This is a genomic window from Micromonospora sp. NPDC049580 (assembly GCF_040675595.1).
GTDB lineage: Bacteria > Actinomycetota > Actinomycetes > Mycobacteriales > Micromonosporaceae > Micromonospora.
This window is the reverse complement of sequence record NZ_JBFAPG010000160.1, coordinates 1-11,890: the sequence shown is the minus strand read 5'-3', so window position 1 is coordinate 11,890 and position 11,890 is coordinate 1. Positions and strand designations below refer to the sequence as shown.

Here is an 11,890-nt window from a genome sequence, read left to right as displayed (position 1 = left end):
GGTGACGCAGACCAGGTCGCCGGCGCGGGCCTCGCGCCAGACGTAGCCCTGGAGGCAGCGGTTGACCACGTCGGTGGTCACGGTCACCGAGGCGGCGTCGCCGGAGAGCCAGTTCACGCCGATCTGCACGCCGTTGGCGTTGAGTGACTGGGCCGGCCCGCCGCCGGGGCCGGTGCGCAGCAGGGTGGGGGTGCCGTCGCGGACCTCGTGCAGCAGCACCGTGTCGACGGGGATGCCCGCGCTCCAGCCGGTCTTGCGGCGGAACTCGACGGTGTAGTAGTGGAAGAGGTCGGCCGGGTCGAACGGGATCCGGACCAGCTGCGGGCCGCTCGCGGCGGGCACCTCCAGCGGGGCCAGGGTCAGGGTGCGGGAGCCGATCCCGTCAGCGGCCATGGTGAACACCCGGTTCTTCGGCAGCCAGCCCAACTCGTCGCGGTGCGGCCCGTTGAGCCCGACCGCGCTGGTGCCGTAGTTCGCGGTGCCGAAGGCGTGGATGTGCATGGCGCTCATCTCGTCCCACGGGTCGTCGTACTCGCCCGGTTGGGACCACGGCGCGTTCTGGTACGTGGTGTCGTTGGAGAAGGAGTGCCCCAGGTTGTAACCGTGCAGCATCTCGTGCGCGGCGAAGCCGACGTTCCAGGCGCCCGGGTCGAGGAGCACCCGGCCGCCGGCCGCGCCGGAATCCACCCAGTCGTTGAGCATGACCGCGATCCGGTTGCCGGCGGGCACCGCGTAACCGGCGGTCGCCGCCGTGTCCACGCAGCGCTGGATCCGGGTCCACCTGTCGATCGACCCGAACTGGGCAAGCGTGTACGGCATCGTGTACCAGCCCCGCACGACCGAGCCGGCCAGCGACACCCGACCACCGGACTGGTCGGCGAGGTAGTCGGCGACCCCGCCGGTGCCGGCCCCGGCGGCGGTGAGGAAGTTGGCGAAGTGCGACGGCGGTTGGGGCTCCGCCGGCTTGTCGCTGAACTTGCACAGCAGCACCGACCATGCGGTCGCGTTGCGGATCGGGCTGGCCGTCGCCGGGGCGGCCGGCACCGCGACCGCGCCCAGCACGGCGCAGGCGAGCGCCACGGCCGACGCGGCGACCCGACGGAGGATTGTGGACTTCACACGGACGCTCCCATCTCTGCGGCCCGACCAACCCGGGCCGGGGGTCCACATCGGAGCACCGTGGGTGAGTGAATCGGCACGTTGAGTCGAGTTGGCGACGGGCCGGAATCCGACTTCGCCGAGCGGAGTGATGTCGGTGCGCGCCGCTAAGCTCGGCGGCGTGGTCGTCCATCAACTCGACAGGGCACAGGCCCGGCGGATCGCCGTCCGCGCCCAACTGCTGGCCGCCCCGCGCCCGACCGACCTGCTGGCGGTGGTCCGACAACTGACCCTGGTGCAGATCGACCCGACCGCCGCCGTCGCGCCGAGCGCGGACCTGGTCTGCTGGAGTCGGCTCGGCTCGTCGTACCAGCCGGAGCGGCTGCGGCGGGCCCTGGAACGGGACCGGACGCTCTTCGAATACCAGGCGATGGTGCGCCCGATGGAGGATCTGGGGCTCTATCTGGCCGCGATGGCGCAGTGGCCCTCGCACGAGCGGCAGCGCGAGTGGCTGCGCGCCAACGACTCGTTCCGCCGAAACGTGCTCGACCGGCTCGCCGCCGACGGGCCGCTGCTCTCCCGGGACATCCCGGACACGTGCGTGGTGCCCTGGCCGTCGTCCGGCTGGACCAACAACCGCAACGTCACCCAGATGCTGGAGTTCCTGGTCCTGCGCGGCGAGGTCGCGATCGCCGGTCGCCAGGGCCGGCAACGACTCTGGGGCGTGGCGCAGCGGGTTTACCCGGCTGGCACGCCGGTGGTCCCGCTGGAGCAGGCACGCCGGGCCCGCGACGAGCGGCGGCTGCGGGCCCTGGGCATCGCGCGGGAGAGGGCGATGGTCGTTCCGGGTGAGCCGGCGGACGTCGGCGCCGCCGGGGAGCCGGCGGTCGTCGAGGGCGTCCCGGGCGTCTGGCGGGTGGATCCGGCCGCGCTCGGGCAGCCCTTCGCCGGGCGTACGGCGGTGTTGTCGCCCTTCGACCGGCTGGTGCACGACCGGGTCCGTCTCGCCGAGCTCTTCGAGTACGAGTACGTGCTGGAGATGTACAAGCCGAAGGCCAGCCGGCGGTGGGGCTACTTCGCGTTGCCGATCCTGCACGGCGACTCGCTGGTCGGGAAGGTCGACGCGACGGCCGACCGTCGGCGCGGCACGTTCACGGTGCACGCCGTCCACGAGGACGTGCCCTTCACCGCGGAGCTGACCCGAGCCGTGCACGACGAGCTGCGTGACCTCGCGTCCTGGCTCAAACTGACCGCCGAGGGTCTGCGCTGACGGGTGATCGCCGAGGCCCCCGTGGCTCCGGCGATCACCCGCCCCCGATTACGCGATCCGGCGGACCCGACGCACGGCGAGGTAGAGCAGGAGCACGGCGAGGGCGACGAAGATGCCCGTCTCGATGCTCTGGAACAACCAGAACCGGTCCGCCGGCTGGTACAGCTCCCAGTTGTACGCGCCCGGTCCGATACCCAGCTCGGCGCCGCAGGCCTGGCCGGTCGGGCCCTTGCCACCCGGCGGGCACTGGATCCGGGTGTTCTCCGCCGCCATCGTGCCGTCGGCGTTGCGGACTCCCACGGCGAGAACCCAGTTGCCCCGGTCTCCCTCCGGAATCCCGGGCCCCTCGATCGGGAAGGTCTGGGTGCGGGCGGACTGGTAGTGCGGTCGGGCCAGGATCTCCACCGCCGCCCGTACGCCGATGAACCCGGCCAGGGTGATGCCCATGGCGGGCAGCATCCGCTTGAAGATGGTGCCGGCGAAGATGCCGAGCGCCACGGCGAAGAGGGTGTAGCCGATCGGCACGATGCCCTGCAGGTCGAAGACGATCATGCCGAGTCGGCCCTGGTGCGCGGCGTGGGTGAGCGGTTGGACCCACCACGACATGCCCAGTCCGTAGCCGGCCGCGAGGAGCACGACGGCACCGCCGACCAGCCCGAACTTCACCAGCGCCCAGCGGGTGCGGCCGACGCCCTGGGTCCAGACGAACCGGTGCGTACCCTGCTCCACCTCGCGAGCCACCAGCGGCGCGCCCCAGAACAGGCCGACCAGCACCGGCAGGGTGATCAGCAGCACCGCCACCAGGTTCAGACTGTCGTACCGGTCGCTGAAACGGCGCAGGCCCACGTCGCAGGTCTGCGCGGCAGCCTCGCTGAGGGTGGACGGGCGCAGACACTCCGCCAGCCCGAGGTCGGCGAAGGTGTGCCGCATCGACAGGCCGATCGGCACCAGCACGGCGGCGAGCACCAGGAACCCCAGGAGGGTGTAGAACGCCAGCTTGCGGTGTTGCCGCCAGGTCAGCCAGATCATGCCGCCACCCCCCACTCGCTGTGACTGGTCTGCGTGACGCCGTCGGCCAGGTAGGCCAGGACGACGTCCTCCAGGCTGACGTCGCGCACGGTCCAGGCGGGGTCGGTGACCGGGCCGTCGGTGCGCACCAGCAGCGTGGACTGCCGGTCGGTGTGGCTGGCCCGGACCACCTGCGCGACGCCGCCGATCGGACCGCCGTCGTGCCGGGGGCCGACGAGCTGCCGGTGCGTCGCCACCAGGTCATCGACCAAGCCGGTGAGCTGCACCCGGGCGGCGTTGAGCACGATCAGGTGGTCGCAGACGCGCTCCAGGTCGGCCAGCAGGTGTGAGGAGAGCAGAACTGTGGTCCCGGAGTCCGCGACGCTGCCCATCAGCGACTGGAGGAACTCCCGCCGGGCGAGCGGATCGAGGCTGGCCACCGGCTCGTCGAGCAGCAGCAGCCGGGGTTGTTTGGCCAGCGCCAGAGCGAGCGCCACCTGGGCCCGTTGCCCGCCGGAGAGTTTGCCGACCGGCTTGTCGGGCGGTATGCCGAGCTGGGCCAACCGGGTCCGGGCCAGCGCCGCGTCCCACCGCCTGTTCAGCTTGCCGCCGGCGATGACCAGCTCGGCGGCGGTGAAGTCCGGGTACAGCGGGGTGTCCTGGGCGACGAACCCGATGTCGGCCAGCCCTTCCGTGTCGCCGTACGGCGACCTGCCGAACACCCGCACCGCGCCCTCGTCGGGCTTGAGCAGCCCGACGGCCAGGTGCAGCAACGTGCTCTTGCCCGCGCCGTTGGGCCCGACCAGCGCGGCGATCCGCCCGGCCGGAAGGTGCAGCGAACAGTCCCGCAGCGCCCACGTTCTGCCGTACCGCTTGCCCAGCCGGTCGGCCTCCAAGACCATGTCCATCCTCTGTCCTCTCGTAGCGCCGCGTGCTCGCTGCGCTCGCCCGCTCACGCGGGCTCCTTCTGTGGGGTGTCGTCGGCGAGAGTGGCGCGCAGTGTGGTCTCCACCAGGGCGACGACGTCCTCGGCCGTGAGGCCGGCGGCCTGCGCCCGGTGCAGCCACGCCACGAGGTCGTCGCGCAGCTCGGCCTGGTTGGGCAGGGACGCGCCGGCCAGGGTGCGCTGGACGAACGTGCCCACCCCCGGTCGGCCGCCGACCAGACCCTCGATCTCCAACTCCCGGTACGCCTTCAGCACCGTGTTCGGATTGATCGCCAGCGACTGGGCGACGTCCCGGACCTTCGGCAGCTGGTCGCCGGGTGCGAGCAGACCGACGCGCAGCGCCTGCTTCACCTGCTGCACGAGCTGCATGTAGGTGTTCACCTTCGACCGGCTGTCCAGCACGAACTCGATCACTCGTGATGATCCTTCCTGTTGTCCTACGACAGTAGGACTAATAGACAGCTTGGTAGGACGCCCGCCCTCTGTCAAGCGGCTCCGCCGCCCTGGCACCCCCGGGCCAGCGATTGGCACCGACGGGTCAGCCACCCGGGAAGGGAACCGGCACGCGATCCGTGCGGAGGGGGAGGTGCTCGATGGTCACCAACGAACTCACGACGCCGAGGGCGACGCCGTTGCAGGTCGCTCGCGCCCGGGGCCGGGTACGCGGGCGGTTGATTCTGCTCGGCCCGGCGTTCGTCGCCGCCGTCGCGTACGTCGACCCGGGCAACTTCGCCACCAACTCGGCTGCCGGCGCCCGCTACGGCTACCTGCTCGTCTGGGTCGTGGTCGTGGCCAACCTGATGGCCATGCTGGTGCAGACCCTCACCGCCAAGCTGGGCCTGGCCACCGGCCGCAGCCTGCCCGAGCTGTGCCGCGAGCGCCTGCCCCGCCCGGTGAACCGGATGATGTGGGTGCAGGCCGAACTCGTCGCGATGGCCACCGACCTGGCCGAGGTGATCGGTGGCGCGGTCGCCCTGTACCTGCTCTTCGGTATCCCGCTGCTACCCGGCGGGATCATCATCGGCGCCGCCGCCTTCGTCGTGCTCGCCCTGCGCTCGCGCGGGTTCCGCGCGTTCGAGATCGCCATCGCCGTGCTGCTGGGCGTCATCGTCTTGGCCTTCGCGGCCAACCTGCTCGCCGCCGGCTCCGATCCGGGCTCCGCCGTGGCCGGCCTGGCGCCCCGGCTCCAGGGCACCGACAGCGTGCTGCTGGCCGCCGGAATCCTCGGCGCCACCGTCATGCCGCACGTCATCTACGTGCACTCCGCGCTGACCCGCGACCGCATCCCGCGACCGACGACGCCGAGCGCCGTACCCTCTTCCGTGGCCAGCGCACCGACGTGCTGCTGGCCCTGACGGCGGCCGGCGCGGTCAACCTCGCCATGCTGCTGATCGCCGCGGCCAGCTTCCGGGGCGGCGGCCCGGTGGGCGCCGACAGTCTGGAGGGGGTGCACGCCGGCCTCGGCCAGAGCATCGGTACCGCCGCCGCGTTCGGGTTCGCGGTCGCCCTGCTGGTCTCCGGGCTCGCCTCCACGAGCGTCGGCACCTACGCCGGCGAGGTGATCATGCAGGGTTTCCTGCGCCGCCGGGTCCCGCTGCTGCTGCGTCGGCTGGTCACCCTGGCACCCGCGCTGGCCGTGCTCGCGATCGGCCTCGATCCCACCCGCGCCCTGGTGTTGTCGCAGGTCATCCTCAGCTTCGGCATCCCGTTCGCGCTGATCCCGGTGGTCGCCTTCACCCGCCGCCGCGACCTCATGGGCAACCTGGTCAACCACCCGCTCACCACCGCCGCCGCGGCCCTGGTGGCCGCCCTGGTCGTCGCGCTCAACGCGTTCCTGCTGTGGCAGGTCGTCGCCGGCTGACCCGGCGGGAACGGACCCGATCCGCCCGCCGGGGGGGGGGCGGCGGGCGCACACCTCCCGCGGCGGTCCCGCTTACCCGTCCCGGGCCGGGTCACGCATGCGTCGGTGCCCGCGCGGTGGTGCGACCGGGCCCGCCGGGGTGGTTCTATTGGCGCCATGGCAAACCCGGTGATCCTGACCGTCGACGACGATCCCGCAGTGTCCCGGGCGGTGGCCCGGGACATCCGGCGCCACTACGGCGACCGTTACCGGGTGCTGCGCGCGGCCTCCGGGCCGGAGGCGCTGGACGCGCTGCGGGAGGTCAAGCTGCGCGGCGAGCAGGTCGAGCCCGGGAACACCACGTTCCGGGTGCTGCTGCCGATCACCGAGGACGTCGCGCCGACTGTGTGAAACACCCGTACGACGCGCCGACTACCTAAAGACATCAGGTGGTCGCTGGCAGTAGTCTCGGGCGGCGTTCGTGCTTCCCGCCCCCCGAGGAGCGTCCGTGGACTCGATGGCCCGCCCGCGCACCGCGCCCCACGACGACGACCAGCCGATCGACAACCCTCACGACAGCTCCATGCTTCCGGAGCTGGAGGACGCCGCGTGGATGCACCACGCGAACACGTTCGCGCACACCAGTTTCTGGGCGGTGGCCCGACGCCTGCCGAGGTTGGTGCGTGAGGCGGTGGCGCTGGCCTGGGCCACCAACCGCATGGACACGGTCGCCTCCATCGGCCTGAACGTCGCCGCCGGGGTGATGACCACCTTCGGCCTGCTCGCCACGACCAGCGTGCTGCGGGAACTCTTCGCCGCCGGTCCCACCCCGGACCGGGTGCGGTCCGCCCTGCCGGCGCTGGTCGTGGCCGCGGCGGCGGTCTCGGCGCGCGGCGGCCTGACGATCGCGGCCGGTTGGGCCCAGGCGCGGCTCACCCCGCAGATCAACTACCAGGTGGAGCTGCGGCTGTTCGAGGCCACCACCGCCGTGGATCTGGCCGCGTTCGACGACGCCGGGTTCGCCGAGGAGATGGACCGGGTCCGCGACCGGGGGATGGGCGAGGCGGCGTGGATCGTCGACCACACCGTCAACCTGGTCACCGGCGTGGTCGGGATGCTCGCCACCGCCGTGGCGGTCACCGTCATCCAGCCGCTGCTGCTGCCGTGCCTGCTGCTCGCGGCCGTGCCCCAGGCGATCACGGCGGTGCGGATGGCCCGCCGGGAGTACCTGGCGATGCTGGCCCGGATCACCCGCCGCCGTCGGATGTGGATGCTCGCCCACCTGATGGCCAACCGGCACACCGCCGCCGAGGTGCGCGCCTACCAGATGCGCGACTTCCTGCTCGCCGAGTACCGCGGTGTGATGGCCGTCGAGACCCGCGCCCAACTGCGGCTGGTGCGCTCGCAGACCGGCACCCGCGTGGCCGGCGCCAGCGTGGCGGGGCTGGCCACCTTCGGGGTGTACGCCGTGCTCGGCGGCCTGCTGCTGGCCGGCATGGTCGCCCTCGCCGCCGCGGCCACCGCCCTGCTCGCCCTGCAGTCCGCCCGGACCAGCCTGGGCGTCGCGGTCGTCGCGACCAACTCGCTGTACGAGGACGCCCTCTACTACCAGGACTACCGGGACTTCCTGACCCGGGCGCAGGGCCGGGTGCCCGTCGGCGGCGACCAGGTGGTCGACGGCGTCGAGAGGATCGACCTGCACGAGGTGAGCCTGCGCTACCCCGACACCGACGCGCCTGCGGTGGACCGGGTCAGCCTGACGATCCGACGTGGTGAGGTGATCGCGCTGGTCGGCGAGAACGGCTCCGGCAAGACCACCCTGGCCACGTTGATCGCCGGGCTCTACCAGCCGACCGGGGGCACGATCCGCTGGAACGGCGTCGACGCCGCCGAGCTGGATCCGCGGACGCTCGGCGCGCAGGTGGCCGTGATGACGCAGGAGTACTGGAAGTTCCCGTTCACCGCGGGGCAGAACATCCGCGTGGGCCGGCACGACCGTACGCCCGACCAACCCGGCCCCGAGGTGCAGGAGGCCGCCGCCGCGGCCGCCGCCCACGACATGATCGTCGGTCTGCCGCACGGCTACGACACCCTGCTCGACCGGGAGTTCAAGAACGGTCACGAGTTGTCCGGCGGGCAGTGGCAGCGGCTCGTCGCCGCCCGCGGGCTCTACCGCGACGCCGCCCTGCTGATCTGCGACGAGCCGTCGGCCGCCCTGGATGCCCGCGCCGAACACGCCCTGTTCCAGCACCTGCGCCGTCGGCCCGACCGGGCGGTCGTCCTGATCACCCACCGGCTGGCCAACGTCCGGCACGCCGACCGGATCTTCGTCATGGACCGGGGTCGCCTCGTCCAGCAGGGCAACCACGACGAGTTGATGGCGGCCGGCGGCCTCTACCGCGAGCTGTTCGAGTTGCAGGCCAGCGGCTACCGGGCCGGCGCCACCGACCCCGCAAACCACTGACCCCCGACCATTCCGCCCGCCGTGCCGTCAGGCCGCGTAGTCGCGGGTGAGGAAGTCAGCGAGGACCCGGGTGTGGGTGGAGAACGCCAGCTCGACCGGGTCGGTGAGCACCAGCCACTCGGTGGCCTCCTCCGTGGGCGCCGACGGCGGCAGGTCCTCGACGGCCCGCTCGGGCAGCACCCCGAAGACCATCATGGTGCCGCCCGCCGGGGCGCCGCGCACGGCGAGCAGCCGAGCATCCTCGGCCGCCGCGACCAGCCCGGTCTCCTCCCGCAGCTCACGCACGAGCGCGTCGGACCACTCCTCGCCGTACTCGATGAAGCCGCCGGGCAGCGCGAGCAGCCCGCGGGCCGGTTCGATGTCCCGGCGGACGACCACCACACCCAGCCCGTCGGCGGTGCGGACCGGGAGCACCGCCACCGCGACGGGCAGCGGGTTGCGCCAGACGGTCTCGCCGCAGACCGCGCAGACCCGCGGCCATCCCGCCGCCGTCGGGTACGCGGCGCCGCAGTAGGAGCAGTGCGAGTACGGCGTGCCGGTCATGACGCAGCACGTTACCCGGGCCCGATCGGATCGACGCGCCGCCCGAGGCTCAGTCGTCCCGGTCGAGCAACGGGCGCAGTTGGTCGAGCAGCTGCGCCCGGCTCACGTTGCGCGGCAGCTCGATGGTGAGGTCCAGGCCCGGGCCGCGCGCGGTCAGCGTCACCGTCGGGCGGGGATCGCGCAGCCGCCAACCTCGGATGGCCGAGACCAGCGCCTCGGCCTGTGGTTGCAGGGTGGCCAGCGTGGCCAGATTCGCCAGGACGCTGATTCCTTCGATGGCCAGGGTCAGGGCGCCCGCGTCCCGAACGCCCTCGTGTGGCAGGCGCAGCTCGGCGACGACCTCGGGCGGTAGCAACAGTCGAACGCTAGTCATCGTCACCCCTCACCATCGCGGCGATCCGGTCCCGGACGCTCTGGCCGAGCGGACGCAGGGACGTCGACGCGGTCTCCCCGCAGATGAAGCCCTGTACGTGCCGGATCCGCAGGTCGTAGATCTGCTTGAGGGTCACCGGCGCCTGCTCGTCGAAGCCCTCCACGATGACGGCGCGTGGGTTCGGCGCGTGTCCGAGGTCGCTGGCGTAGCGGGCGACCCGGGTCACCAGGTCCAGTTCCTCGACGGCCAGCGGGTGGTGAAGGACGGCCCGGTCCACTTTGATCTGGGTCAACGGAAGTTCCGCCATCCGGGCGAGTGACGAGTAGCCGACCCCGAAGTCGTCCACCGCGAAGCTGATTTCCAGGTCACGGGCCAGGCTGGTCAGCCGACGATGGAAGTACGTCAGCGGCTCCTGAGGCCATACCTCGCCGGGATCGGGCTGGATCGGGTCCTGCTCGGAGATCTCCAGCGTGACGGTGCGCGGATCCAGGTTCGCTTCCGTGATCGCCGTGCGCACCTGGGCGATGTAGGCGTCGCTGAGCAGCGAGCGGACCGCGACGTTGACCGAGATCGGCTTGGTGACGTCGAAGACGGACGCGACGTCCGCCTCGGCGTACGAGTCGATCGCCTTGGCCAGCAGCAGCGCGTCGCGTTCGATGACGAAGCGGTCACCCCAGGCGTACGCCATCTGAAGGGCCGCGACCGGCGCGCGCACGTCGGTCTCCAGCCGCCTCGCCAGTGCCTCGTAGCTGTGGATGCCCACCCCGGCGGGCCGCCGGTCCAGCGACATCACCGGCTGGAACACCATGGTCAGTGACTCGATCAGCTTCTGGTAGAGGCTGAAGGCGTGCGAGTACAGATCCACCGGCAGCCGGCCGTAGGCCGAGCGTAGGGCGGTGAGCACCTGCATCTCGGCGTGCACCGGGTCGTCGCGGACATCGGAGTTCCAGATGGCCCGCAGCATGGTGGCCAACGGCTCGCCCATGTCCAGTGCGGCGAGGGCGGGATCGACCACCGCGAGGGTGAGGTTCCGACTGTTCTTCTGGGACAGGGGGACGCAGAGGATCCGTCGCCCGGCGTCGTCGGCCACCACGTGCCCGGGGGAGGAGGTGCGGACCAGGGTCGTGTCCGCGGCGCTCAGTTCGAGCAGCGGTCGCAACTCCTCCTTGTTGAACCGGGCCGTGGAGGTGACCTGGCCGATACCCGTGGGGCTGGATTCCACCACCGCGACCGAATCCGCTTCCAGGGCGTACCGGATCACCTCGACCCGTTCGGCGTGCCCCGCCTGTTGGGCGGAACGCGGCGGACGAGACTGCGAGCGGAACACCCGCCCGAGCAGCTGGGTGATCGAGCTGGACAGGTCGTCGAGTGGGTTCTTGCAGGGCCGGATCGTGCCGGAGTTGACCGGGGCCGTCAATGACTGCCGCTCGTGGCGGGACACCGGCGGCTGGGTGAGCACGGTGGTCGGGCCCCACATGTGGACGAGCTGTCCGGGTGCGGGGTGGATGCCCTGCTCGGCGACGAAGGTGGCCATCTGGGCGAAGGAGACTTTCCCGCTGGGGTCGGCGGCCTCGCCGCGCAACGCCCGCAGCAGTTGGTGGGTGAGCACACCCTGCCGGTGCTCCTCGCTCTCCCGGGCCGCGGCGCCGCTCGGGCACGCCAGCAGGGCGCTGTGCCGGTCGACCTGGGTGCGGTACGTCTGCATCGCCTCGGTGTGCCGCAGCTCCGAGTCCAGGTAGACGCCCGCGTGGCAGCAGTCGAGGATCAGGAACGAGGTGCCGGCGAACGCCTCGAAGACGTCCCGCTTGAGGAACGCCATCCGCAGTCCGTTGTCCGGCTCGCGGCGCAGGCCGTCGGCCTCCAGATCCGCCGTCACCAGGTACGCGTCGGACTGCGTGCCCCATTCCGGCACGAGGGCGTGGCCGGCGAAGTAGACCAGCAGCACGTCGGAGGGGCGCGACTCCAGCACCCGCTCGCGCAGCCGGGCCTTGATCTCCCGCCAGGTGGCGCCGTCGCCGATGAACAGGTCGACGTCGCCGTCGTCGAACGTGCCGATCCGCTCGTCCAACAGCACCGCCCGCACCGCCCGCGCATCGTCCTCGGCATAGCGCAGGCTGGGCAGGTTGACGTCATACCCGCAAGCGTTGGCTCCGATCAGGATCGCCCACCGTCGGCTCATCACAGCACCCCCAGGTGATCCAGTGGGCAACTACGTTGCGACAGCACGGCAACGCTTTGCGTGACCCTACCGGATCTAGGAGAGGCCGCTGATCCAACCGATGAGTCGGATTCACGTCAGGTTCGCATCGTGTGCGCCGGACGACGGCGGCAGGCCGGCCGGCCGCCGT

10 protein-coding genes and 1 pseudogene are annotated in these 11,890 nt (G+C 71.8%); 4 read left to right on the top strand and 7 right to left on the bottom strand.

The genetic code is table 11. From position 1 onward, the window contains the following. Window positions 1–1,119: hypothetical protein (locus AB0J68_RS15545; protein WP_363939033.1), on the bottom strand; the 1,119-nt coding region annotated here is incomplete at its 3' end. A gap of 136 nt (window positions 1,120–1,255) precedes the next feature. Between AB0J68_RS15545 and AB0J68_RS15540 the strand changes: the two genes are divergently transcribed. Continuing rightward, window positions 1,256–2,368, top strand: a complete 1,113-nt coding sequence (locus AB0J68_RS15540) for a crosslink repair DNA glycosylase YcaQ family protein (RefSeq protein ID WP_363939031.1) — start codon at window positions 1,256–1,258, stop codon at window positions 2,366–2,368. 48 nt (window positions 2,369–2,416) lie between these two features. On the opposite strand, the gene AB0J68_RS15535 is transcribed toward AB0J68_RS15540, so the two are convergent. Genes AB0J68_RS15535 through AB0J68_RS15525 form a run of 3 tightly spaced genes read right to left on the bottom strand, consistent with a single transcriptional unit; the run spans window position 2,417 to window position 4,736 of the window. After that, a complete protein-coding gene (locus tag AB0J68_RS15535) occupies window positions 2,417–3,397 on the bottom strand; it encodes a transporter (RefSeq protein ID WP_363939029.1) in 981 nt (326 codons plus the stop codon). Continuing rightward, window positions 3,394–4,284, bottom strand: coding sequence for an ABC transporter ATP-binding protein (locus tag AB0J68_RS15530; protein ID WP_363939027.1), 891 nt, complete (start codon window positions 4,282–4,284; stop codon window positions 3,394–3,396). Before AB0J68_RS15530 ends, AB0J68_RS15535 begins: the two co-directional genes overlap by 4 nt. Before the next feature lie 44 nt (window positions 4,285–4,328). Then, window positions 4,329–4,736 carry a GntR family transcriptional regulator gene (locus tag AB0J68_RS15525; RefSeq protein ID WP_355068880.1) on the bottom strand — a complete coding sequence of 136 codons (408 nt, stop codon included), beginning with the start codon at window positions 4,734–4,736 and terminating at the stop codon, window positions 4,329–4,331. Window positions 4,737–4,915: 179 nt separating this feature from the next. Between AB0J68_RS15525 and AB0J68_RS15520 the strand changes: the two are divergent. From AB0J68_RS15520 to AB0J68_RS15510, 3 genes and pseudogenes are all read left to right on the top strand, one after another. After that, window positions 4,916–6,183 (top strand): annotated as a pseudogene (locus AB0J68_RS15520) (Nramp family divalent metal transporter). 156 nt (window positions 6,184–6,339) lie between these two features. Continuing rightward, complete coding sequence (locus tag AB0J68_RS15515; protein WP_363939025.1) at window positions 6,340–6,573, top strand: hypothetical protein; 234 nt, start codon at window positions 6,340–6,342, stop codon at window positions 6,571–6,573. Window positions 6,574–6,679: 106 nt separating this feature from the next. Further along, a complete protein-coding gene (locus AB0J68_RS15510) occupies window positions 6,680–8,626 on the top strand; it encodes an ABC transporter ATP-binding protein (RefSeq protein ID WP_363939035.1) in 1,947 nt (648 codons plus the stop codon). Window positions 8,627–8,653: 27 nt separating this feature from the next. Here the strand turns inward: AB0J68_RS15510 and AB0J68_RS15505 are convergent, their stop codons facing one another. Genes AB0J68_RS15505 through AB0J68_RS15495 form a run of 3 tightly spaced genes read right to left on the bottom strand, consistent with a single transcriptional unit; the run spans window position 8,654 to window position 11,721 of the window. Beyond that, window positions 8,654–9,169 carry an NUDIX domain-containing protein gene (locus AB0J68_RS15505; protein ID WP_363939023.1) on the bottom strand — a complete coding sequence of 172 codons (516 nt, stop codon included), beginning with the start codon at window positions 9,167–9,169 and terminating at the stop codon, window positions 8,654–8,656. Between the two features lie 49 nt (window positions 9,170–9,218). After that, window positions 9,219–9,542, bottom strand: a complete 324-nt coding sequence (locus AB0J68_RS15500) for a hypothetical protein (protein ID WP_354862166.1) — start codon at window positions 9,540–9,542, stop codon at window positions 9,219–9,221. Then, window positions 9,535–11,721 carry an EAL domain-containing protein gene (locus AB0J68_RS15495; RefSeq protein ID WP_363939020.1) on the bottom strand — a complete coding sequence of 729 codons (2,187 nt, stop codon included), beginning with the start codon at window positions 11,719–11,721 and terminating at the stop codon, window positions 9,535–9,537. The genes AB0J68_RS15500 and AB0J68_RS15495 overlap by 8 nt, the downstream gene beginning before the upstream one ends. Between the last annotated feature and the right edge of the window lie 169 nt (window positions 11,722–11,890).

Bases quoted from the DNA above. Each gene is read 5' to 3' on its own strand.
- AB0J68_RS15535 (WP_363939029.1), bottom strand. From the start codon at position 3,397: ATGATCTGGCTGACCTGGCGGCAACACCGCAAGCTGGCGTTCTACACC.
- AB0J68_RS15530 (WP_363939027.1), bottom strand. From the start codon at position 4,284: ATGGACATGGTCTTGGAGGCCGACCGGCTGGGCAAGCGGTACGGCAGA.
- AB0J68_RS15515 (WP_363939025.1), top strand. From the start codon at position 6,340: ATGGCAAACCCGGTGATCCTGACCGTCGACGACGATCCCGCAGTGTCC.
- AB0J68_RS15510 (WP_363939035.1), top strand. From the start codon at position 6,680: ATGGCCCGCCCGCGCACCGCGCCCCACGACGACGACCAGCCGATCGAC.
- AB0J68_RS15505 (WP_363939023.1), bottom strand. From the start codon at position 9,169: ATGACCGGCACGCCGTACTCGCACTGCTCCTACTGCGGCGCCGCGTAC.
- AB0J68_RS15500 (WP_354862166.1), bottom strand. From the start codon at position 9,542: ATGACTAGCGTTCGACTGTTGCTACCGCCCGAGGTCGTCGCCGAGCTG.
- AB0J68_RS15495 (WP_363939020.1), bottom strand. From the start codon at position 11,721: ATGAGCCGACGGTGGGCGATCCTGATCGGAGCCAACGCTTGCGGGTAT.